The 20,620-nt window shown below is 63.8% G+C and carries 24 protein-coding genes; 13 read left to right on the top strand and 11 right to left on the bottom strand.

Annotated features, from left to right (window positions below; translation table 11 throughout):
- Positions 1–1,473: FtsX-like permease family protein (locus tag EC86_RS29770; RefSeq protein ID WP_232229747.1), on the top strand; the 1,473-nt coding region annotated here is incomplete at its 5' end.
- A 90-nt stretch (positions 1,474–1,563) separates the two neighbouring features.
- Here EC86_RS29770 and EC86_RS0101335 read toward each other — a convergent pair.
- The 3 genes from EC86_RS0101335 to pssA all read right to left on the bottom strand — a co-directional run bounded on the left by EC86_RS0101335 (position 1,564) and on the right by pssA (position 2,992).
- Positions 1,564–1,800 carry a hypothetical protein gene (locus EC86_RS0101335; protein ID WP_029523916.1) on the bottom strand — a complete coding sequence of 79 codons (237 nt, stop codon included), beginning with the start codon at positions 1,798–1,800 and terminating at the stop codon, positions 1,564–1,566.
- Positions 1,801–1,956: 156 nt separating this feature from the next.
- Positions 1,957–2,340 (bottom strand): DUF2784 domain-containing protein, encoded by a 384-nt coding sequence (locus EC86_RS0101330; protein WP_029523915.1) that lies wholly within the window; start codon positions 2,338–2,340, stop codon positions 1,957–1,959.
- A 58-nt stretch (positions 2,341–2,398) separates the two neighbouring features.
- Positions 2,399–2,992 (bottom strand): CDP-diacylglycerol--serine O-phosphatidyltransferase, encoded by a 594-nt coding sequence (pssA, locus tag EC86_RS0101325; protein WP_408633859.1) that lies wholly within the window; start codon positions 2,990–2,992, stop codon positions 2,399–2,401.
- On the opposite strand from pssA, the gene EC86_RS29765 reads away from it, so the two are divergent.
- Positions 2,991–3,161: a hypothetical protein gene (locus tag EC86_RS29765; protein WP_232229983.1), complete on the top strand. Its 171-nt coding sequence runs from the start codon at positions 2,991–2,993 to the stop codon at positions 3,159–3,161. The two genes, pssA and EC86_RS29765, sit on opposite strands and share 2 nt — an antisense overlap.
- Here the strand turns inward: EC86_RS29765 and EC86_RS0101315 are convergent.
- From EC86_RS0101315 to EC86_RS0101300, 4 genes are all read right to left on the bottom strand, one after another.
- On the bottom strand, positions 3,131–4,144 hold the full coding sequence (locus EC86_RS0101315) for an inorganic phosphate transporter (RefSeq protein ID WP_029523913.1): 1,014 nt from the start codon (positions 4,142–4,144) through the stop codon (positions 3,131–3,133). The genes EC86_RS29765 and EC86_RS0101315 overlap by 31 nt on opposite strands.
- Before the next feature lie 27 nt (positions 4,145–4,171).
- Positions 4,172–4,819, bottom strand: coding sequence for a DUF47 domain-containing protein (locus tag EC86_RS0101310; RefSeq protein WP_029523912.1), 648 nt, complete (start codon positions 4,817–4,819; stop codon positions 4,172–4,174).
- A gap of 278 nt (positions 4,820–5,097) precedes the next feature.
- Complete coding sequence (locus EC86_RS0101305; RefSeq protein WP_036772529.1) at positions 5,098–5,457, bottom strand: DMT family protein; 360 nt, start codon at positions 5,455–5,457, stop codon at positions 5,098–5,100.
- 22 nt (positions 5,458–5,479) lie between these two features.
- Positions 5,480–5,980: a Fur family transcriptional regulator gene (locus EC86_RS0101300; RefSeq protein ID WP_029523910.1), complete on the bottom strand. Its 501-nt coding sequence runs from the start codon at positions 5,978–5,980 to the stop codon at positions 5,480–5,482.
- Between the two features lie 122 nt (positions 5,981–6,102).
- On the opposite strand from EC86_RS0101300, the gene EC86_RS29410 reads away from it, so the two are divergent.
- From EC86_RS29410 to EC86_RS0101275, 5 genes are all read left to right on the top strand, one after another.
- Positions 6,103–6,261, top strand: a complete 159-nt coding sequence (locus EC86_RS29410; RefSeq protein WP_198026736.1) for a hypothetical protein — start codon at positions 6,103–6,105, stop codon at positions 6,259–6,261.
- Positions 6,255–7,037, top strand: a complete 783-nt coding sequence (locus EC86_RS0101290; protein ID WP_051675661.1) for a metal ABC transporter ATP-binding protein — start codon at positions 6,255–6,257, stop codon at positions 7,035–7,037. The genes EC86_RS29410 and EC86_RS0101290 overlap by 7 nt, the downstream gene beginning before the upstream one ends.
- Complete coding sequence (locus EC86_RS0101285; RefSeq protein ID WP_029523907.1) at positions 7,037–7,918, top strand: metal ABC transporter permease; 882 nt, start codon at positions 7,037–7,039, stop codon at positions 7,916–7,918. The genes EC86_RS0101290 and EC86_RS0101285 overlap by 1 nt, the downstream gene beginning before the upstream one ends.
- 45 nt (positions 7,919–7,963) lie before the next feature.
- Complete coding sequence (locus EC86_RS0101280; protein WP_029523906.1) at positions 7,964–8,887, top strand: metal ABC transporter substrate-binding protein; 924 nt, start codon at positions 7,964–7,966, stop codon at positions 8,885–8,887.
- 170 nt (positions 8,888–9,057) lie between these two features.
- A complete protein-coding gene (locus EC86_RS0101275; RefSeq protein ID WP_029523905.1) occupies positions 9,058–9,510 on the top strand; it encodes a CBS domain-containing protein in 453 nt (150 codons plus the stop codon).
- Between the two features lies 1 nt (position 9,511).
- Here EC86_RS0101275 and EC86_RS0101270 read toward each other — a convergent pair whose 3' ends face one another.
- From EC86_RS0101270 to EC86_RS0101255, 4 genes are all read right to left on the bottom strand, one after another.
- Positions 9,512–9,883 carry a nucleotidyltransferase domain-containing protein gene (locus EC86_RS0101270; protein WP_036771705.1) on the bottom strand — a complete coding sequence of 124 codons (372 nt, stop codon included), beginning with the start codon at positions 9,881–9,883 and terminating at the stop codon, positions 9,512–9,514.
- Positions 9,873–10,301: a nucleotidyltransferase substrate binding protein gene (locus tag EC86_RS0101265; RefSeq protein ID WP_029523903.1), complete on the bottom strand. Its 429-nt coding sequence runs from the start codon at positions 10,299–10,301 to the stop codon at positions 9,873–9,875. Before EC86_RS0101265 ends, EC86_RS0101270 begins: the two co-directional genes overlap by 11 nt.
- A 102-nt stretch (positions 10,302–10,403) precedes the next feature.
- Entirely contained in the window at positions 10,404–10,943 is a 540-nt protein-coding gene (msrA, locus tag EC86_RS0101260) for a peptide-methionine (S)-S-oxide reductase MsrA (RefSeq protein ID WP_029523902.1), read from the bottom strand.
- Between the two features lie 31 nt (positions 10,944–10,974).
- A complete protein-coding gene (locus tag EC86_RS0101255) occupies positions 10,975–11,868 on the bottom strand; it encodes a LysR family transcriptional regulator (RefSeq protein WP_029523901.1) in 894 nt (297 codons plus the stop codon).
- Between the two features lie 164 nt (positions 11,869–12,032).
- On the opposite strand from EC86_RS0101255, the gene EC86_RS0101250 reads away from it, so the two are divergent.
- The 6 genes from EC86_RS0101250 to EC86_RS0101225 all read left to right on the top strand — a co-directional run bounded on the left by EC86_RS0101250 (position 12,033) and on the right by EC86_RS0101225 (position 20,571).
- Complete coding sequence (locus tag EC86_RS0101250; RefSeq protein ID WP_029523900.1) at positions 12,033–13,229, top strand: acyl-CoA dehydrogenase; 1,197 nt, start codon at positions 12,033–12,035, stop codon at positions 13,227–13,229.
- A 61-nt stretch (positions 13,230–13,290) separates the two neighbouring features.
- Positions 13,291–14,070 (top strand): YdcF family protein, encoded by a 780-nt coding sequence (locus EC86_RS0101245; RefSeq protein ID WP_029523899.1) that lies wholly within the window; start codon positions 13,291–13,293, stop codon positions 14,068–14,070.
- A 65-nt stretch (positions 14,071–14,135) separates the two neighbouring features.
- Positions 14,136–15,134, top strand: a complete 999-nt coding sequence (locus EC86_RS0101240; protein WP_029523898.1) for a LacI family DNA-binding transcriptional regulator — start codon at positions 14,136–14,138, stop codon at positions 15,132–15,134.
- 344 nt (positions 15,135–15,478) lie between these two features.
- Positions 15,479–17,809 (top strand): glycoside hydrolase family 3 protein, encoded by a 2,331-nt coding sequence (locus EC86_RS0101235; RefSeq protein ID WP_232229745.1) that lies wholly within the window; start codon positions 15,479–15,481, stop codon positions 17,807–17,809.
- 138 nt (positions 17,810–17,947) lie between these two features.
- Positions 17,948–19,282 (top strand): glucarate dehydratase, encoded by a 1,335-nt coding sequence (gene gudD / locus EC86_RS0101230; RefSeq protein WP_029523896.1) that lies wholly within the window; start codon positions 17,948–17,950, stop codon positions 19,280–19,282.
- A gap of 593 nt (positions 19,283–19,875) precedes the next feature.
- Positions 19,876–20,571: a TetR/AcrR family transcriptional regulator gene (locus EC86_RS0101225; RefSeq protein ID WP_029523895.1), complete on the top strand. Its 696-nt coding sequence runs from the start codon at positions 19,876–19,878 to the stop codon at positions 20,569–20,571.
- Positions 20,572–20,620 lie beyond the last annotated feature (49 nt).

The following is a 20,620-nucleotide window of genomic DNA, read 5'->3' as shown; positions in this document are numbered from 1 at the left end:
TGGCCGGCGCGGGCGGCGCAAAAGCTGCCGCCCGCGCAAACCCTCAAGGGGCTGGGCCTGGCGCCTGCGTCGGGCGCCGGCCGCTGGCTGAGTATTTTCCTGATCGCGGCCGGCGCCCTGCTGGCGATGCTGCCGCCGGTGTTCGGCATTCCGCTGGCGGCTTATGTCTCGGTGGCGCTGCTGCTGGTCGGCGGCATCACCGCGCTGCCCTGGCTGATCACGCTGCTCTATGACCGGCTCAGCCCGTTGACCCGACACCGCCTGCTGCCGATGCTGGCGGTCGAGCGCGCGCGCCGGGTGCGCGAAAGCGCGGCCGTGGCCGTCAGCGGCGTGGTCGCGTCGCTCAGCCTGGCCGTAGCGCTGACGGTGATGGTGGCGAGTTTTCGCGGTTCGGTCACGAACTGGCTGGACACGCTGCTGCCAGCCGACCTGTACGTGCGCTCCACCCTGAGCGCCTCGGCCAGCGACACCGCCTATTTTTCTCCCGGGTTTGTCAATGCGCTCGGCAGCCTGCCCGGCGTGGCACGGGTCAGCACGCTGCGCACCGTGCCGCTACTGCTCGATGCTGCCAAGCCAGCGGTCACGCTGATTTCCCGGCCCATCGACAACCCTGCCACCGACCTGCCGCTGGTCGGCGCGGCGCTCGGGGTGCCTCCCGGTCAGATCGGCATTTACGTGAGCGAAGCGATGGTCGATCTTTACGGCGCCGCGCCCGGCACGGTGTTTACGCCACTTTCACAGGCTTTTAGTGCTTTTGCGCAATCAGGGCGTGCGCAACCAGCTATTAATTCCATAGCAAACCAGAAATTCTTCGTGGCTGGCGTGTGGCGCGACTATGCGCGCCAGTTTGGCGCCATCACCATAGCCCAGCGCGATTTCGAGCGCCTGAGCAGCGACGCGCGGGTCAACGACCTGGCGCTGTGGATCGACGGCAGCGTGCCTGACGCCGAGGTGCAGCAGTCGATTCGCAGCCTGGCCGACCGCCAGTCAGGCGGCAGCGGCGCCTTGCTGGAAATGGCCTCGGTCAGCCAGATCCGCGCCATTTCCCTGAAGATTTTCGACCGCAGCTTTGCCGTGACCTACTGGCTGCAGGGCGTGGCGATTGCCATTGGCCTGTTTGGCGTGGCGGCCAGCTTCAGCGCGCAGGTGCTGGCGCGGCGCAAGGAGTTCGGCCTGCTCGCGCACCTAGGGCTGACACGCCGGCAGATTTTGACCGTCGTGGCCGGTGAAGGCGCGGCCTGGACGGTGATTGGCGCGCTGGCCGGGCTGGCGCTCGGGCTGGCGGTGTCCACCGTGCTGGTGTTTGTCGTCAACCCGCAAAGCTTTCACTGGACCATGGACCTGCAGGTGCCGTGGGGACGCTTGGCGCTGCTGTGCGCCAGCGTGGTGCTGGCCGGCACGCTGACCGCCTGGCTGGCCGGACGCGCGGCCGCTGGCAGGGATGCGGTGCTGGCGGTGAAGGAAGACTGGTAGGCGGGTTGGCCAGCCCGGCGTGTGGGGAGCCGGGCCGCCAATTCTGAACGGTTGCAGGCGATCTGCCTGCCGCGCAAGCAGGCCGAAGGCTTAGATTCCCAGAAGTTTCTTGGCGTCGCCCAATGCCTTTTCAGACTCCGCATGCTTGCCCGCCTTGTGAAAGGCTTCACCGTCGGCGCGCAGCTTTTTGACTTTCTCCATATCAGCGGCCGCAACCGCTGGGCTGCTGGACAGCTTGGCGTCGATTTCCTTCATGTGGGTGGGGCAACTGTTGGCAAAGGCCAGTGACGAGGCGGCCATGGCCATGACGGCAATGATTTTTTTCATGAAAATCTCCGATAAATGTCAAAAAATATTGACAGGAAATACTACCAAATTGCGGCTGGGCGAGCGTGCTGCTGGCTGTTTTAACCCTCACAGCCCAGGCCATGCTTTTCGCCCTTCGGGCGTTGCGCAAGACGGCGAGGGCAGCTCATGCATTTTTCAGCCAGCCGGTTTCTGGATGCTGGAGTGCCGGCGGAACGCCAGCCATGAATATACGGCGATGTTGATGCCAGCCACGATGGCGGCCAGAATCCACTGGATTTCGCGCGTCAGGCTTGTCGGATAGATCAGGTCGAGCAGATAGTGTTCGACAAAGCTCCCGGCATAACCCGACTGGCCGGCGCCGAGGCGGAAGCTGTTTTCGACTGCCGTCAGCGGGCAGAGGCTTCCCGCCAGCTCCACATAAACAGCCCAGGCCACGGCAGGCAGATGAAGCAGCGGCAGCCAGCGCCACCTGAGGGCAAGCAACCCACCGAAGACGGCAAACACGATGAAGGCCAGATGAAGCAGCAGGACGGCGTCGGCGGCCAGGCGAAAGTGCATCGCGGTTCACCGACCAATTGGCGCCTGCTGTCAGGAAAAATCCGCCAGAAACCCGTGCTCAGAGCTTGGGAAAGCGGATGCGGCTGACCATCAGCGAGCCCGACAGCGCGAACAGCAGCACCAGCGGATGCAGCGTGAAGCCGCCAAACTTGACCTGGCCAAACCACAGTGCGTCCTGCAGCGCGCCTTGCCAAGCGGCCACCAGCATCACCATGACCAGCACCAGCGAGGTTGGAATGGGCGTTCCCTCGAAATACTTCACCTTGCCGCCGTCGCCGGTCAGCGACTCGGCGGTGACGTTGTAGCGTGCCAGCCGGGACACGCCGCAGGCGACGAAACCGGCCAGGATGATGCGGTCGTAGAGCCCCTGCATGCCGCAGCCGTAGGCGATCACCGCCGGGGCAACGCCGAAGGAAATGATGTCGGCCAGCGAGTCGAGTTCGCGCCCCATGGCCGAGGTTTTCTGCCGCCAGCGCGCAATCCGCCCGTCGAGCACATCGAAAATCAGCGCGGCCACGACCAGCCAGCAGGCAAAGTAAACATGCCGGACATCGTTCACCTGGAGGTAGGTCATCATGGAAAACAGGGCCCCGATGCCGCAGATGGCATTGGCCAGCGTGAACCAGTCGGCCAGGTGGAATTCCCGGATCATGGCGAAAGGCTTGTTTATTTTTGGCAGGTTCATGGAAGAAAGCGTACCTGAGTTTTCAAAAAATGAAATCGTCCATCAGGACGGATGCACTGATGAACAGGGTGTTTTCAGCGTCGCCGCCCTGCCCGGCGGACTGGCTCAATCAAAAATCAGCAGGCTGGCCCAGTAGGCAATCGCGGCCACGCAGGCCGATGCCGGAATGGTCAACACCCAGGCCCAGACGATGCTGCCGGCCACGCCCCAGCGCACGGCCGAGGCGCGGCGCGTCGAGCCGACGCCGACGATGGCGCCGGTGATGGTATGGGTCGTCGAGACCGGAATGCCCAGCACGGTGGCCAGGAACAGCGTGATGGCGCCGCCGGTTTCCGCGCAAAAGCCGCCCACCGGCTTGAGCTTGGTGATCTTCTGGCCCATGGTCTTGACGATGCGCCAGCCGCCGAACATGGTGCCGGCGGCAATCGCCGTGTAGCAGACCACAATCGTCCAGGTCGGCGGCATCGCGTCGGCGGCCGAGGTGTAGCCGGTGGCAATCAACAGCATCCAGATGATGCCGATGGTCTTTTGCGCATCGTTGCCGCCGTGGCCCAGGCTGTAGGCACCGGCCGACACCAGTTGCAGGCGGCGAAACCACCGGTCCACCTTGGACGGCGCGGAGCGCAGGAAGATCCAGGACACGGCCACCATCATCAGCGAGCCGAGCAGAAAGCCCAGCAGCGGCGAGATGAAGATGAACGCCACCGTCTTGACCAGGCCGCCCGAAATCAGCGCACCCGTACCGGCTTTGGCAATCACCGCGCCCACGATGCCGCCAATCAAGGCATGCGACGAACTGCTGGGAATGCCGTAATACCAGGTCACCAGGTTCCAGGTGATGGCGCCCATCAGCGCCCCGAAGACGACGTGGGTGTCCACAACGTCGATCTCCACAATTCCCTTTCCGACCGTGGCGGCCACGCTCAGATGGAAAACGAACAGCGCCAGCAGGTTGAAGAATGCGGCAAACACGACGGCATGGCCGGGCTTGAGAACGCCGGTGGACACCACCGTGGCGATGGAATTGGCGGCGTCGTGAAAGCCGTTCATGAAGTCAAAGGCGATGGCCATGAAGACAAGCAGGGCCACGACCCAGAGAGCGGTCTGTGCAGTTTGCATGAGAAGGTCGGTTTCAGTCGCCGGGAATCAGGAGTTTTCGAGGACGATGCCCTCGATCAGGTTGGCCGCGTCCTCGCACCGGTCGGTGATGGTTTCCAGCAGTTCGTACACCGCCTTGAGCTTGATGAGTTCGCGCACATCGGGCTCCTCGCGAAACAGCCGGCTCATGGCCGAGCGCATCACATGGTCGGCGTCGGATTCGAGCTTGTCGATCTCGGCGCAGGTCTTGAGCGCGGCTTCGGCCGTGGCGGCATCGCGCACCTTGCCGATCAGGCCAACGGCGTCCTTCAGGCGTTCGCAGCATTTGACGCTCAGGTCGGTCAGGCGCACGATGTCGTCCGTCATGTGGTGCACGTCGTACAGCGCCATGGTCTCGGCCGAATCCTGGATCAGGTCGGCCACGTCGTCGAGCGTGTTGATCAGCTGGTGGATCTGGTCCCGGTCGATCGGCGTGATGAAGGTCTTGTGCAGCACGCGGCTGACTTCATGGGTGATGCGGTCGGCGGCGCGCTCGGCTTCATCGACTTCGCGGTGGTGCAGGTTGCGTTTTTCCACATCGCTGTAATTGGCCACCATCTTGGAAAATGCATGGGCGGCTTCGACAATCCGGTTGGCATGCTGGTCGAACATCTCGAAAAAATTGCCTTCTCGCGGCAAAAACTTGCTGAACAGCATGGGAATCCTCAAAAAAATTTAGTCCGAAATATGACGGATTTGTGACTGCCGGGAGTTTAACCGCGATGACTTTGCCGTCCGTTTGACTGCCAGGCAAACATTTTTGTGATGGATAACCCTGAGGAATGAGCGCTCCCGAAGGACGCAAAAAACAGTCAGCGGCGGCCGTGGGGGCGCACCTCCTCAAGCAGGGGCCGCGGAATTGGCTTCGCCAGGCCGCAGGCGCAGCGGCCCCCTCGGGGGGCAGGAAGCCACACGCAGTGGGCGACCGTGGGGGCCTATCCTCTGAAGATGAAGTAAACCGCCCCCATCATGCACAGCGCCGCCCACAGGTAGTCGAGCTTGAGCGGCTCGTTCAGGTAGAACACGGCGAACGGCACGAACACGGCCAGCGTGATCACCTCCTGCATGATCTTGAGCTGGCCGACGCTGAACTGCGTGAAACCGATGCGGTTGCCCGGCACCTGCAGCAAATACTCGAACAGCGCAATGCCCCAGCTGATCAGCGCGGCGATGTACCAGGGCGACGCGGCCAGGTTCTTCAGGTGCCCGTACCAGGCAAAGGTCATGAACACGTTCGACAGCAGCAGCAGGCCGACCGTCTGGGCCAACACGGGAAGGGATTGCTGGAATTGAATCATCCGGCAAGCTGAAGCCGGTTCAGGCGGCTGGCCCGCTGGTGGCGCAGTCGGCGCAGACGCCGCGCACCGCGAAATCCATGCTCAGGCCCTGGTAGCCCAGCGCCTTCAGCGCGGCCAGCGCCGACTGGGCGGCGCGCTCCAGGTCGTCGGCGTTGCCCATCAGCGCGCCGTCCAGCGGGCTGTCGCGGTGGCAGCTCTGGCATTCGAAGTGCGGCATCGCATGCACGCTGGCCGGCATCGCCTGGTAGCGGCGCACCCGGCTGGCATCGACCCGGCACAGCAGCAGCCCGACCTGCGTCAGCCGGTCGATCAGCCGGTACAGCGTGACGCGGTCCAGTGCCGACGGACCTTCGCCGCTGAGCGCCATCTGCAGCTGCGCATGGGTAAAGCTGGTGTCGGGATGCGCCAGCAGCCAGCCCAGCACCAGGCGCGCCGCCGCCGTGCGCCGCAGGCCGTGGGCCGACAGCAGCGCGTCGATGGGGTCGAGCCTGGCGGATTCGGGAGACTGGAAAGAGGCCATGGATTGACGTTCACTCGCTTGTAATTCGCTTTTAATGCAATTCAGTTGCGTTACAATCTACCGCAATCTAGTTGCATTATTACCGCAACCTGCGGCTCGCCCGCCTTCATTTCTGGAAAGCCATGACTTCGCAAACAGTTTCCGCGCACCGCTCCACCCCTTCCCGCGCCGCCAGCGTGCTGGCCTGGCCGGCCTGGCTGCGGGTGCTGGCCGTGCTGCCCGCCGTGGCGCTGCTGTGGCTGGCGGTGGCTTGGGCGCAAGTGGAAGTCGCCCCGTGGTAGCGGCCGGCCCGGTGGTGTCGCTGCGCGACCTCACGGTCAGCTACCGCCGGCATCCGGCGCTGCACCACATCAGCGGCAGCTTCGCGCCGGGCTCGCTGACCGCCGTGGTCGGGCCCAATGGCTCGGGCAAAAGCACGCTGCTCAAAAGCATCGTCGGCCTGCTGCCGATTGAAGGCGGGCGCTCCGGCGGCGCGCTGACGGTGGCGCCCGCGCGCGAACGCATCGCCTACCTGCCGCAGGTGGCCGACATCGACCGCAGCTTTCCCATCGACGTTTACGACTGCGCGCTGCTGGGCTGCTGGGGTAGCGCCGGCGCGTGGGGCGCCGTCACCCGGCGCATGCTGGAGCGCGTCGATGCCGCGCTTCACGCCGTCGGGCTGGAGGGCTTCGAGCGCCGCTCCATCGGCAGCTTGTCCAGCGGGCAATTGCAGCGGGTCATGTTTGCCCGCATGCTGGTGCAGGACGCCGAGCTGATCCTGCTCGACGAGCCCTTCAACGCGATCGACGCCAAGACCACCGCCGCCCTGCTGGCGCTGGTGCGGCAGTGGCACCAGCAGCGGCGCACGGTGATTGCCGTGCTGCACGACGACCACCTGGTGCGCGAGTATTTCCCCAGCACGCTGCTGCTGGCGCGCGAACTGGTCGGCTGGGGCGCCACCGCCGACGTGCTGACCGAGCCGAACCTGCGACGCGCCCGCGCCATGGCCGAAGCCTGGGACGAAAACGCCGAGCTGTGCGGCACCGGCACGCTGGCCCTGCAGAAAGCCGTTGCATGATGGCCTTCGCCGCCTGGCTGTGGGACACGGCGTTTTCCCCGTTCGCCGAATTTGCCTTCATGCGCCGGGCGCTGGTCGCCACGCTGGCGCTGTCGCTCAGCGCCGCGCCGCTGGGCGTGTTTTTAACGCTGCGGCGCATGAGCCTGCTGGGCGACGCGCTCAGCCACGCGGTGCTGCCGGGCGTGGCGATCGGCTTCATGCTGGGCGGCCTCTCGCTGACCGCCATGGCCATGGGCGGCGTGGCGGCGGGCATGGCGGTGGCGGCTGTCGCCGGGCTGGTCACGCGCTTCACGGTGCTCAAGGAAGACGCCAGCCTGGCCGCGATTTACCTGGTGGCGCTGGCGCTGGGCGTGACACTGATCTCGGGCCACGGCACCCAGCTCGACCTGCTGCACATCCTGTTTGGCAGCGCACTGGGCGTGAACCGCGAGGGCCTCTTGATGGTGGCCGGCGTTTCCTCGGTCAGCGTGCTGCTGCTGGCCGCGATGTACCGGGGACTGGTGCTGGAAAGTTTTGATCCGGTGTTCCTGGGTGCGGCCGGGCGGCGCGGCTGGCTGTGGCAGCAGGGCTTTTTGATGCTAGTCGTCATCAACCTGGTCGCCGGTTTCCAGACGCTGGGCACCTTGATGGCCGTCGGGCTGATGATGCTGCCGGCCGTGTCGAGCCGGCTGTGGCACGACACGCTACCCGCGCAGCTGCTCAACGCCAGCGCGCAGGCGATGCTCGCCAGCGTGGCCGGGCTGCTGCTGTCTTACCACCTGGACACGCCGTCGGGCCCGACCATCATCGGCTGCGCCGGGGCGCTGTACTTTGCTTCACTGCTGGTCGCGCCGGGCGGCTGGCTGCCGCGCGTCTGGGCTACCCGCCACCGGGTGGCTTGAGAGCCTTCCTCTTTTCGTTTTATCCACTCCTCCTGAAGGTCAGCCATGCATCGTGTCATTCGCAAACTCCTGGCGGCCTGCATTGCCGGCGCCGCCCTGCTGCCCTGCGCCAGCTTCGCGGCCGAGCCCGTGCCGGTAGTGGCCAGCTTCAGCATCCTGGGCGACCTGGTGCGCGTGGTCGGCGGCGAGCGCGTCAGCGTCACCACGCTGGTCGGCCCCGACGAAGACGCCCATGTGTTCGAGCCCAAACCCACCGATGCCAAAGCCCTGGTGCAAAGCCGGCTGCTGGTCGTCAACGGGCTGGGCTTTGAGCCGTGGGCGCAAAAGCTGGCCAAATCGGCCAGCTACAAGGGCGAGACCGTGGTGGCCTCCATGGGCGTGAAGCCGCTCGTCATGGCAGAAGAAAAAGGCCACGAAGGCAAAGGCCATCAGCACGACGAGGCCGACCCCCACGCCTGGCAAAACCCCCTCAATGTCGTGCTGTACACGCGCAACATCGCCGCCGCGCTCGCCAAGGCCGATCCCGCAGGCGCTACCGCCTACCAGGCCAACGCCAGCGCCTACGTGAAGGAGTTGCAGACGCTCGATACCTGGGCCAAGGCGCAGTTCGCGGCCATTCCGGCGGACAAGCGCAAGGTCATCACCTCGCACGATGCGTTTAGCTACCTGGCCGCGCAGTACCAGATCAGGTTTCTGGCGCCCCAGGGCGTGTCCACCGACGCCGAACCGAGCGCCAAGGAAGTGGCCCAGCTGATACGCCAGATCCAGCGCGAAAAGATCCGGGCCGTGTTCGTCGAGAACATGAGCAACCCCAGGCTGCTGGCCCAGCTCGGCAAGGACGCGGGCGTGACCGTCGGGCCGGCGCTGTATGTCGATGCGCTGTCAGCCGCAGGCGGACCGGCGGACAGCTACCTCAGGCTGATGCGCCACAACGTCACGCAACTCGCAGCGGGCATGCGGGGCAACTGATACAAGCGACATGGACAGGCAGGCATCCGCCTTTTGTTTGCGCCACCTCAAGTCAGGCCGCGCCAGCCTGCCTAAAGTGGTGGCGTGCAGACAGCCGGAATTTCAGCCCGTCAAAACTTCCAGACGCCGCCAGGGTCCAAGCCCGGTGTCTGATCGAAAGGAGCGTTCACATGCCTACCCGCCTGAGAGACTTTGCGACGGCCATGGTGGCCGTCGCCGAAACCGAAACCACCGCGCTGGCAACGGCCCAGCTGATGCGCAAGCACCATGTGGGCGCGCTGGTCGTGGTCGATGCGCTGGAAAAAGCCAGGCCGGTGGGCATCGTCACCGACCGGGATCTGGTGCTGGCGCTGATGGCCGAAGGGCTGGACCCCGAGATCTTCACCGCCGGCGACATCATGTCGGTCGAACTGGTCACGGCCAGCCCCGAGATGGATGCCATGGACGCGGTGCAGCTGATGCGCAGCAACCGCCTGCGCCGCCTAGTCATCGTGGACGATGCCGGCCGGCTGACAGGCATCGTCACCATGGAAGACCTGCTCGAACTGCTGACACGCGAGCTGGCGGCACTGGCCGCCGGCGTGCTGGGCGCCAGGGACCGGGAATTCGAGCAGCGCGCCTGATTCAGACGCTTGCCTGTTTTTGAGTTTTTCCCAGGTTTTCGGCCAAGCTGCTTTTCTCATAAAACACTAGGCCCACCCGCTGGATATGTTCGGTTAAATCCGGGTTGTCAATTTGACTGAACAGGGAAATGTCAAAGGAATAAGGCAGCATCAAGTCATCGAGTTGCGACTCGATCTGCCCCAGATGCGCGTGGCTTAATGTGTCGCCAAACAGGCTCAGGTCAATATCCGAGCCTGGCCGGTGATTGCCCTTGGCGCGAGAACCATACAGCACCGCCTTTTCCAGCGCCGGGCACCGCGCCAGCACCGTGATGATCTTTTCCAGCGTGGCGGGGCTCAGGCCGCTCTGCGCGCTGAGCGAATCAAGCGCCATGTCGCAGGCTCTGCAGTTTTTTCTCCAGCGCCACGAACAGGGCATGAAACCGCTGGGTGATGTTTCCAACGATGGCCTTGGCGGTTTGAGGGTTGTAGGTATGGCTGGTCTTGTTGCGGTCCTGGATCATCACCATCCAGCCTTCGCCGTCTTCGAGCAAGCCGAGCTTGAAGGCTTCGCGCGTGGCGTCTTTCGAGCCAAAAATCCCGGTGTTTCCGCTGTTCTCCAAAAAATCCTTGAGGGTTTTCCACGCCAGTTCGTGGGTGTATTCAAAACACTGAATCAGACCCTGCTCTTCCAGTTCATTGAGGTCCGTGCGGGCGGCGAACCTGTTCAGTTGCGCCAGGGCTTTTTGGTAATTGGAAAAGCGCTGCTGCCAGCGGATGTCGAGTGGCGACTCTCCGGGAATCGGGTTCATGCCATTTCTCCTTCATTTCTTCTTCGTCAGCCACTTCAATTTTAATAGCAGCTTGCGCATATGCAGCTTGCGCAAAAGGCCTTTTTTGTTTGAAAAACCGGCTCAATCCCTGACCCGCGACGCAAACGTCTTGCGGAACTTCTCGACCTTCGGCCCGACGACAAAAGCGCAGTAGCCCTGGTTCGGGTTGTTCTCAAAATAGTCCTGGTGGTAGCTTTCCGCCGGCCAGTAATTCGCCAGCGGCAGCACTTCGGTGACGATGGGCTTGCCAAAGGTCTTGTCCTGGCTAGCTTCGCGGATGAAGTCGTCGGCCACCGTTTTCTGCTCGGGCGTCTCAAAATAGATGCCGCTGCGGTATTGCGTGCCGGCGTCGTTGCCCTGGCGGTTCAGGCTGGTCGGGTCGTGGATGACGAAGAAGATTTCAAGGATTTCGCGCAGCGTGATCTGCGCCGGGTCGTACGTCAGCTTCACGACCTCGTTGCAGCCGGTGCGGCCGGTGCAGACTTCCTCATAGCTGGGCCGGGCCGCCTGGCCGTTGCTGTAGCCTGATTCGACGTCAAGCACGCCGCGCACCTTGACGTAAACCGCCTCGGTACACCAGAAGCAGCCGCCGCCCAGGGTGATGGTTTGTGATTCGCTCATAAGAATGGTTTCCTTTTGCTGAACGGCCACTTTAGCCGCTTGGCTGCGCGCTTGCATCGCGCACGGCTTTCACGAAGGACGCCAGCGCGGGATTGTCGCGGGCGGTTTTCCACAGGCAATGCGTGTCGTAGGGCGTGGTGGTGCGGTCCAGCGGCACGAAAACCGTTCCCGCCATGGCCGAGCGGCTCAATGCCGCCGGCACCAAGGCAACGCCCATGCCCTGCGACACCAGCGACACCACGCTCAGCCAGTGGCGCAGTTCAAAACGAATCTCGGGGTGAAAGCCAGCATCAGTACAAATGCCGAGGATGCGCTCATGGTAGTCAGGCGACACCGCGCGCGACACCACGGCAAAGGGCTCGCCCTGCAGCGCCCTGAGCGACAGCGTGGCCTGCTGCGCCAGCCGGTGGCCCGCCGGGAGGCAGCCGACCAGCGCCTGGCTGAACACCAGGATCTGCGACAGCTCGGGCGGCACGCGGGTGGTGTGGACAAAGCCGATGTCGAGCCGGTCATGCGCCAGTTCGACCAGTTGCTCGCTCGAACTGAGTTCCTTCAGCATCAGCCGCAGCAGCGGATGCTGCGCCTGGAAACGCTCCAGGATGCCGGGCAGGCCGCTGTAGAGCATGGTGCCGGCAAAGCCGATCGCCAGGCTGCCGGCCATGCCCTGCCCCACGTCCCGCGCATGGCGGGCCGCCTGCGCCGCCTGGTCGAGCAGCGCCCGCGCGGCCGGCACAAAGGCCAGGCCGGCGGCGGTCAGCGCGACAGATTTGCTGCTGCGCGTGAACAGGCGCGCGCCGACCGACGCTTCGAGCTGCTGGATGTTGAGCGACAGCGGCGGCTGCGAAATGGACAGCCGGCGCGCAGCCCGGCCAAAGTGCAGTTCTTCGGCGAGAACCAGAAAGTAGCGCAGGTGTCGGAATTCCATGAATACAAATAATATATCGTTGCATTGCTAATTGATATTGGACAAGTATTCATGATGGCCTAACAATGCAGGCGCGTGACAGGCACGAACTCATTCCCTACACTTTGCCCACGCCCCATTCAAATCACTACTCACCCGCCCCACCGACCTTCAAGGACCGCACCATGAAAACCAAATTCAACTGGGAAGACCCGTTTTTTCTGTCCGAGCAGCTCACCGACGACGAGCGCGCGGTGCAGGAGGCGGCCAATGCCTTCTGCCAGGAAAAGCTCCAGCCGCGCGTGCTGATGGCCGCGCGCCATGAAAAATTCGACCGCGAGATCATGAACGAGGCGGGCGAAATGGGCTTTCTGGGCTCGACCATTGAAGGCTACGGCTGCGCCGGCCTGAACTACGTCAGCTACGGCCTGGTGGCGCGCGAAGTCGAGCGCGTGGACAGCGGCTACCGCAGCGCCATCAGCGTGCAGTCGTCCTTGGTCATGCACCCGATCAACGCCTATGGCAATGAAGCGCAAAAGCAGAAGTACCTGCCCAAGCTGGCGACCGGCGAATGGGTCGGCTGCTTCGGCCTGACCGAGCCGAACCACGGCTCCGACCCGGCCAGCATGCTGACGCGCGCCAAGCCGGTCGATGGCGGCTTCATCCTGAACGGCGCCAAGATGTGGATCACCAACAGCCCGATCGCCGACGTGTTCGTGGTCTGGGCCAAGCTTGAAGACGAAGACGGCAAGGTCGGCGGCCAGGAGGCAATCCATGGCTTCGTGCTCGAAAAAGGCATGAAGGGCCTGAGCGCGCCCAAGATCGAAGGCAAGATGAGCCTGCGCGCCAGCATCACCGGCGAGATCGTGATGGACGGTGTGTTCGTCCCGGCGGAAAACCTGCTGCCCAACGTGTCCGGCCTGAAAGGCCCGTTCGGCTGCCTGAACAAGGCGCGCTTCGGCATTGCCTGGGGCGCCCTGGGCGCGGCCGAAGACTGCTGGTTCCGCGCCCGCAACTACACGCTGGACCGCATCCAGTTCGGCCGTCCGCTGGCACAAACCCAGCTGATCCAGAAAAAGCTGGCCGACATGCAGACCGAAATCACGCTGGGCCTGCAAGCCTGCCTGCGTGTCGGCCGGCTGATGGACGAAGACCGTGCCGTGCCCGAGATGATCTCGCTGATCAAGCGCAATTCCTGCGGCAAGTCGCTCGACATTGCCCGCATGGCGCGCGACATGCACGGCGGCAACGGCATCCATGACGAATACCATGTGATCCGCCACATGATCAACCTGGAAACCGTCAACACCTATGAAGGCACGCACGACGTGCATGCCTTGATCCTGGGCCGTGCGCAGACCGGCCTGCAGGCTTTTTATTGATCATTTATGCCTTTTGCGCAGGTTCCGCCTGCATAAGTAGCTATTACTTTCATAGCTATCGATGGAACTGGGCTTTCTCAAGCCGCTGCTGACCAGCCTGGCGATGCCGCCGCTGGCGCCGCTGCTGCTGGCGCTGCTCGGCGTGCTGCTGGCCTGGCGCAGACAACGCGGCGGCCTGGCGCTGGCCGCGCTGTCGCTGGCAGCGCTGTGGCTGCTCAGCTGCCACGGCACGGCGGTGTGGCTGGCGCGCCATGCGCTGCCGCAGTTTGAGGCGGCCACGGCCGCGCAGCTCAAGACCGGCCAGATTCAGGCCATCGTCATTCTTGGCGGCAGCGTGCTGCCGGACGCACCCGAATACGGCGGCGCGCCCCAGCCTTCCGCTGTCACTGCGGCCCGGCTGCGCTACGGCATCTGGCTGGCGCGCCGCTCAAGCCTCCCAGTGGCCTTCAGCGGCGGCATCGGCTGGGCCGCCGACGGCCTGCAGGCGGTGTCGGAGGCCGAAGTGGCCGCGCGCGTGGCGCAGCAGGACTTTGGCTTTGCGCTGCGCTGGAGCGAAGCCGTATCGCGCGACACCTCAAGCAATGCGCGCCTGGTCGCGCCGGTGCTGATGCGCGAAGGCGTGCAGCGCATTGCGCTGGTCACCGATGCCTGGCACATGCCGCGCTCGGTGGCCGCTTTTGAGCGCGCCGGCTTTGTCGTGACGCCCGCGCCGATGGGCTTCACGCGGCCCGTCGAAAGCCGGCTGCTGCAATGGCTGCCTTCGGCGCAAGGGCTGCTGGCTTCGCGGCAGGTGCTGCGCGAATGCCTGGGGCTGGCGGTCGGGCAGTTCACGCCCATGTAAGGACGGGCTGCCGGTATCATCGACGCTGGCCATTCCGGCGCCGCTCCTCTTACTCCCCCTTCCCCATGAAAAAGCCACAGGGCTTCACGGTCCACGATGTTGCCCGGCTGGCCGGCGTGTCGGCCATGACCGTCTCGCGCACCCTGAACCAACCCGAAAAAGTTTCCCCGGACGTGCTGGCCCGGGTGCGCGAAGTCGTGGCCCGCACCGGCTACGTGCCCAACGCCATGGCGCGCGGCCTGCGTTCGTCCAAGGCCAAACTGGTGGCGACCGTGCTGCCCACGCTGGTCGGGCCGGTGTTCCAGGAAACCATCCGCGCGCTCAGCGAGGCGCTGGACGCGCAGGGCTACCAGTTGATGATCGGCCAGAGCGGCTACGACGCATCGCGCGAGGACGCGCTGCTGGACGCCATCATCCGCCGCCGGCCCGATGGCATCGTGCTGACCGGCATCATGCATTCGCCCGAAGGCCGGCGCCAGTTGCTGGCGTCCGGCATTCCGGTGGTCGAGACCTGGGACCTGACGCCCACGCCAATCGACATGCTGGTCGGCTTTTCGCATGAGCAGATCGGCCAGTCGGTCTGCCACTATCTGCACAGCCGGGGCTACCGGCACCCCGCCTTGATCAGCGCCGGCGACGAGCGGGCGCTGCGGCGCATCGAAGGCTTCCAGCGCATGGGCCGCACGCTTAGCCTGGACGAGGCGCCCACGCACTTCGTGCCCGCGCCGACCACCCTGGGATCGGGCCGCGCCGGGCTGGCGGCCATTCTGGAAGCGCATCCGCAGACCGACGCGGTGTTCTGCAGCTCCGACATGCTGGCCCTGGGCGTGCTGATCGAGGCACAAACCCGGGCTCTGGCCGTGCCAGGGCAACTGGGTGTGGTGGGCTTTGGCGACCTGGAACTGGCCGCCAGTCTGCAACCGGCCCTGACCACCGTGCGCATCGACGGCACGCGCATGGGCCGCACCGCCGCGCAGTACATCGTGGACCGGGCCGAGGGGCGAAGCGTCAGCCAGCCGATTGTCGATATCGGCTTCGAGATCATCGAGCGCGCCAGCGCCTGAGCGGTACCGGCTCAAGCGCTTGAGCCGTATCCGAAGCGGTCCAGCGACGCCCCTCACCTTTCTAAAATGTTATCGATACAGAGATTTTCCGCTTCGACTTGAACGCGGGAGATTGACAGCTAACTGCGCATCTTGGCGAAATTTCTCTTCAGTTTCTTAGATTACGCTGCAATTTCAGCTTTTAAATTACTGAAATTCCGGGTTTACCCCAGCTTGTCCTTATTTTTCAAGTGCTATTCTCTGCAGAAATGTTATCGATAACATTAACCTGAAAAAGCTGACAAGCGCTTCAGGATGCATCCGGGAAGCTGGCCTTTTTTAAACACAATCGACAGGAGACATACGTGAAAACTACCGTGCAAAAACAATTCCACGCCAGGCCGACCGCGCTGGCGGCCAGCGCGCTCATCGGTGCGCTGATGCTCACGGCATGCGGCGGTGGCGACGGGGATGGCGTTGCCATTGACACCGGCATCGACAACACCCTGGCCCAGCCGGTGATCAGCGCGCAGGTCAAGAGCGTTCTCACGGTCGAAGGCAAGCAGTTCAAGGACTCGAACGGCAATGGTCAGCTGGACAAGTACGAAGACTGGCGCCGCACCACTGACCAGCGTGTTGACGACCTGGTGGGCAAGATGACGCTTGAGGAAAAAGTCGGCCTGATGCTGATCAACACGCTGAACTCGGATGCGGGCGGCGCGGTTTCGCAAACGGCGTTCGACTACATCAATACTCAAAAAATGAGCCGCTTTGTGTTTCGCAACGTGGTGACGGCCACACCGACGGCAGGACAGGTCACGCCCGAGCAGGCGGCAAAGTTCACGAACGCCGTCCAGGCCATGACCGAGGGCACGCGCCTGGGCATTCCGGCGGTGTTCAAGTCCAACGCCCGCAACCATTATGAAAAAGACCCGCGCTTCGGCATCAGCGAGGCAGCCGGCGCGTTCACCGAGTTCCCGAAGGAAGCCGGACTGGCCTCGGCTTCGCTGGGCGCGGGCGACATGTCGCTGGTCAAGAACTTCGCCACGGTCATGGGCGACGAGTGGAAGTCGATTGGCCTGCGCGGCATGTACGGCTACATGGCCGACCTCTCGACCGAGCCGCGCTGGTATCGGGTGCATGAAACCTTCACCGAAGATGCCGACCTGAACGCCAGCATCATGAAGACGCTGGTGCAGACCCTGCAGGGCCCCACGGTCAGGGATGGCACTTCGGTGAACCCGAATTCTGCCGTCGCGCTGACCTTGAAGCACTTCCCTGGCGGCGGCCCGCAGGAAGGCGGCTTCGATCCGCACTACGCCCATGGCAAGAACCAGGTGTATCCGGGCGGCAATTTCGCCTACCACCTCAAGCCCTTCATGTCTGCGCTGGACGCCGGCGTGTCGGCGATCATGCCGTACTACGGCGTGCCGATCAACGTGACCTACGAAGGCGTCACCTACGACCAGACCGGCATGGCCTTCTCCAAGCAGGTGGTCACCGACCTGCTGCGCGGCAAGCTCGGCTTCAAGGGCTATGTGAATTCCGACACCGGCATCATCAACGACCGTGCCTGGGGTCTGGAAAAGAAAACCGTGGCGGAACGCGTCGCCGCAGCCCTCAATGGCGGCACGGAAACGCTGTCGGGCTTCAGCACCAACAAGACCATCATGGACCTGGTCACGGCCGGCCTGGTCACCGAAGCCCGGGTCACCGAAGCGGCAAAACGCCTGCTGAAAGAGCAATTCCAGCTCGGCCTGTTTGAAAACCCCTACGTCGATGCCAGCAAGGCCGGCGGCGTTATCGGCAGCGCGGCCAATCTTGCAGTCGGCATGGACATTCAGCGCAAGTCGATTGCCCTGCTGCAAAACCAGGACCAGGCGACTGGCGGCAAGACCCTGCCGCTCAAGGCCGGCGCCAAGGTCTACACCATGGGCCTGGCCAAGGCCGATGTGCAGAAATACGGCTATACCGTGACCGACGGCGAGGCCAACAAGAATGCCAGCGGCGCCACCGTGACGGACGTCAATGGCGACGTCGTGGGACGCCCGAGCGCCGCCGGCAGCGACTACGCCGTGATCCGGGTGGAAGTGTCCAACAACAAGCTGGTGCCGGGCACCACCACCAAGTACACCAGCACCTATAAAAGCGATGACCCGGCGACCGGCGGCCGCATCAACCCCGCCACCGGCAAGTCCTGGGGTTCAACCGACCGCTGCGTCGCCAAGGCGGACTACTCGGTCGAGGATTCCACCAAGGCCTGCCTGGACAACGGGCTGGGATTCGGTGGCTCCTTCCCGTGGGAGAACGGCATGCTGTCGTTCACCGAGATGGCGGCCGCGCAGTCGTGGCAGATTTCGCCATCGCTGGCCGACATCAAGAAGGTCATGCAGGAAGTGGGCGACCCGAAAAAAGTCGTGCTCAGCATCTATTTCCGCCAGCCCTATGTGCTTGACGATGCCAGCGGCCTGAAGAGCGCGGGCGCCATCGTGGCCGGCTTCGGCGTGAGCAACACCGCGCTGCTCGATGTGCTGAGCGGCAAGATCCTGGCAACGGGCGCAGCCTTCAAGCCGCAGGGCAAGCTGCCGTTCGCCCTGGCCAACAACTCGAAAGCCATCGTGGACAACCAGCCCGACGTGCCCGGCTATCCCGAAAAGGACACGCTGTACAAGTTCGGCTTCGGCCTGACGTATTGAGCAGATACTCCGTCTGTTAAGCCGAAACGGAAATAATCAGCCTTGATTGAACGTTAGCCGACCTGCCGCCCACTGGGTGGCAGGTCGGCTGCGGCGCTTTCCTGATGGCGCCTTTCCCAACCTTTGAAACACCCCCCCATGTCAACCCACTCCACCCCCTTGATCACCGAACTGCAGGTGATCCCTGTCGCCGGTCGCGACTCGATGCTGCTCAACCTGAGCGGCGCGCACGGGCCGTATTTCACGCGCAACATCCTGATCCTCACCGACAACGCCGGGCGCACCGGCGTGGGCGAGGTGCCGGGCGGCGAAAAGATCCGCCAGACGCTGGAAGACGCGCGCGCCCTGGTCGTCGGCCAGCCCATCGGCAGCTACCTGAGCCTGCTGCAGCAGATGCACCGGCAGTTTGCCGACCGTGACAGCGGCGGGCGCGGGCTGCAGACCTTTGATCTGCGCACCACGATTCACGCCGTGACGGCGGTGGAGTCGGCGCTGCTCGACCTGCTGGGCCAGCACCTGGGCGTGCCGGTGGCGGCCCTGCTCGGCGAAGGCCAGCAGCGCGAAGCGGTCGAGATGCTGGGCTACCTGTTCTTTGTCGGCGACCGCACAAAAACCGTTCTAGCCTACAACAGCGAACCCGATGCCGACAACACCTGGTCGCGCGTTCGCCACGAAACAGCCTTGACGCCCGAGGCCATCGTGCGCCAGGCCGAGGCCGCGCACGAGCGCTACGGCTTCAACGACTTCAAGCTCAAGGGCGGCGTGCTGCGCGGCGAGGAAGAAATCGAAGCGGTCACTGCGCTGCACGAGCGCTTTCCGAAGGCGCGCGTCACGCTCGACCCCAACGGCGGCTGGCTGCTGAAAGACGCGATTCGGCTGATGCGCGACATGAAGAATGTGGTGGCGTATGCCGAAGACCCGTGCGGCGCCGAAGACGGTTTCTCGGGCCGCGAGGTGATGGCCGAGTTCCGCCGCGCCACCGGGCTGCCCACGGCGACCAACATGATCGCCACCGACTGGCGCCAGCTGACGCATGCGCTGAGCCTGCAGTCGGTGGACATTCCGCTGGCCGACCCGCATTTCTGGACCATGGCCGGCTCGGTGCGCGTGGCGCAGACCTGCCGCGACTGGGGGCTGACCTGGGGGTCGCACTCGAACAACCATTTCGACGTGTCGCTGGCGATGTTCACCCACGTCGCCGCCGCCGCGCCGGGCCGCGTGACGGCAATTGACACGCACTGGATATGGCAGGACGGCCAGCGCCTGACCAAGGAACCGCTGCAGATCGTCGGCGGGCTCGTCGAAGTGCCCAAAAAGCCTGGCCTGGGCGTTGCGCTGGACATGGCCGAGGTGGAAAAAGCGCACCAGCTTTACAAGCAGCACGGCCTGGGTTCGCGCGACGATGCGGCTGCGATGCAGAGCCTGATTCCGAACTGGGCCTTCAACCCCAAACGGCCGGCCTTCGACCGATAGCCACGCACCTCCAGTGTGAAATAACGCCTGCCCTTCCGTCGCGGCGCGCAAAGCAGTTGACAGCTTTTTGCTACTGAATAAATAGCTGCTCGCGCATGTGGGATCTGCGGAAAATAGCTATTTAGGGGTAAGGAATTTTTAAAAGTACCGGTTTTAAATGGCTGTCATTGCGGGCTTGACCCGCAATCCATGGCCCCGAATTCATGGATGCCGGGTCAAGCCCGGCATGACATGGGTACATTGGAAATCTCCGCCTCCCTTAGGCTTAAAACGTAACTACTGACGCTGCCGGTTTGATCGCTGCGGTTTCTTTGTTCTTGGGCTTTGGGTTTGCTTCTTCTGTGGATTAAGGGGTGAGCGCCCAAAAACCCAAGTGAAGCAAGCAATAGAGAACGCAGTCCCGAACTTAGCCAAGCAAGGACAACACCAGGGACCTCGAAAGCCGTTGACCTGCAGCCAGGGAAGCAGGCACAAAAACGCCAGCCGGCACAAGACGAACGTGCGCCAAGCCAAACCGGCGCCTTTGTGGTTGACGGGGCAAAGGCTAAAAGCTATATTACTAACCAGTCAGTCAGTAATAAACCAAGCCTCTTTTGCCCACCGACACCCCACCCACCCCAAGCGCCAAACGCGAGCGCCGCAAGGAAGCCCGGCCCGGCGAGTTGCTTGATGCCGCGCTGGACCTGTTCGTTGAAAAAGGCTTTGCCGCCACCCGCGTGGAGGAAGTCGCCGCCCGCGCCGGCGTTTCCAAGGGCACGCTGTTTCTCTACTTTCCCAGCAAGGACGAACTGTTCAAGGCAGTGGTGCGCGAAAGCATTTCAGGGCGGCTGGTCGAATGGAACAGCGACTTTGAAGCGTTCCAGGGCAACAGCTGCGACATGCTCGGCTACTGCATGAACAGCTGGTGGGACCGGGTAGGCGCGACCAAGGCCTCGGGCCTGACCAAGCTGATGATGAGCGAGGCCGCCAACTTCCCGGACATTGCCGCCTTTTACCAGCAGGAAGTCGTCCAGCCTGGCCATTCGCTGATCCGCCGCATCCTGCAGCGCGGCATCGACCGTGGCGAATTCCGCCCCATGGACCTGGACTGTGCGGTCTACAGCGTGGTCGCGCCGATGGTCTTTATGATCCTGTCGCAGCATTCAATGGGCGTGTGCATGCCCAACCATCTCACGCTCGATCCCCGGAAATACATCGCGTCGCAACTGGGAATCCTTCTGGACGGCATGCGCCCCGCGCAGGCCCCGGCGCGCCATCCGCGTCAGGATGGCGCAGCGCGCGCCGTCTAAAATCAGCGCCTGCGCTGCATGCCCTGCACTTTTCAATACCACCGCTCCC

It is taken from the genome of Polaromonas glacialis, assembly GCF_000709345.1.
Lineage (GTDB): Bacteria > Pseudomonadota > Gammaproteobacteria > Burkholderiales > Burkholderiaceae_C > Polaromonas > Polaromonas glacialis.
The sequence above is the reverse complement of the archived record's forward strand: the minus strand, read 5'-3'. Positions and strand labels throughout refer to the sequence as shown.

What these genes read in the sequence shown, in the direction of transcription:
- EC86_RS0101335 (WP_029523916.1), bottom strand. Translation starts at nt 1,800, where the DNA reads ATGAAAAAAATCATTGCCGTCATGGCCATGGCCGCCTCGTCACTGGCC.
- EC86_RS0101330 (WP_029523915.1), bottom strand. Translation starts at nt 2,340, where the DNA reads ATGCACTTTCGCCTGGCCGCCGACGCCGTCCTGCTGCTTCATCTGGCC.
- EC86_RS29765 (WP_232229983.1), top strand. Translation starts at nt 2,991, where the DNA reads ATGGCGAAAGGCTTGTTTATTTTTGGCAGGTTCATGGAAGAAAGCGTA.
- pssA (WP_408633859.1), bottom strand. Translation starts at nt 2,992, where the DNA reads ATGATCCGGGAATTCCACCTGGCCGACTGGTTCACGCTGGCCAATGCC.
- EC86_RS0101315 (WP_029523913.1), bottom strand. Translation starts at nt 4,144, where the DNA reads ATGCAAACTGCACAGACCGCTCTCTGGGTCGTGGCCCTGCTTGTCTTC.
- EC86_RS0101310 (WP_029523912.1), bottom strand. Translation starts at nt 4,819, where the DNA reads ATGCTGTTCAGCAAGTTTTTGCCGCGAGAAGGCAATTTTTTCGAGATG.
- EC86_RS0101300 (WP_029523910.1), bottom strand. Translation starts at nt 5,980, where the DNA reads ATGGCCTCTTTCCAGTCTCCCGAATCCGCCAGGCTCGACCCCATCGAC.
- EC86_RS29410 (WP_198026736.1), top strand. Translation starts at nt 6,103, where the DNA reads ATGACTTCGCAAACAGTTTCCGCGCACCGCTCCACCCCTTCCCGCGCC.
- EC86_RS0101285 (WP_029523907.1), top strand. Translation starts at nt 7,037, where the DNA reads ATGGCCTTCGCCGCCTGGCTGTGGGACACGGCGTTTTCCCCGTTCGCC.
- EC86_RS0101280 (WP_029523906.1), top strand. Translation starts at nt 7,964, where the DNA reads ATGCATCGTGTCATTCGCAAACTCCTGGCGGCCTGCATTGCCGGCGCC.
- EC86_RS0101275 (WP_029523905.1), top strand. Translation starts at nt 9,058, where the DNA reads ATGCCTACCCGCCTGAGAGACTTTGCGACGGCCATGGTGGCCGTCGCC.
- EC86_RS0101270 (WP_036771705.1), bottom strand. Translation starts at nt 9,883, where the DNA reads ATGGCGCTTGATTCGCTCAGCGCGCAGAGCGGCCTGAGCCCCGCCACG.
- EC86_RS0101265 (WP_029523903.1), bottom strand. Translation starts at nt 10,301, where the DNA reads ATGAACCCGATTCCCGGAGAGTCGCCACTCGACATCCGCTGGCAGCAG.
- msrA (WP_029523902.1), bottom strand. Translation starts at nt 10,943, where the DNA reads ATGAGCGAATCACAAACCATCACCCTGGGCGGCGGCTGCTTCTGGTGT.
- EC86_RS0101255 (WP_029523901.1), bottom strand. Translation starts at nt 11,868, where the DNA reads ATGGAATTCCGACACCTGCGCTACTTTCTGGTTCTCGCCGAAGAACTG.
- EC86_RS0101250 (WP_029523900.1), top strand. Translation starts at nt 12,033, where the DNA reads ATGAAAACCAAATTCAACTGGGAAGACCCGTTTTTTCTGTCCGAGCAG.
- EC86_RS0101245 (WP_029523899.1), top strand. Translation starts at nt 13,291, where the DNA reads ATGGAACTGGGCTTTCTCAAGCCGCTGCTGACCAGCCTGGCGATGCCG.
- EC86_RS0101240 (WP_029523898.1), top strand. Translation starts at nt 14,136, where the DNA reads ATGAAAAAGCCACAGGGCTTCACGGTCCACGATGTTGCCCGGCTGGCC.
- gudD (WP_029523896.1), top strand. Translation starts at nt 17,948, where the DNA reads ATGTCAACCCACTCCACCCCCTTGATCACCGAACTGCAGGTGATCCCT.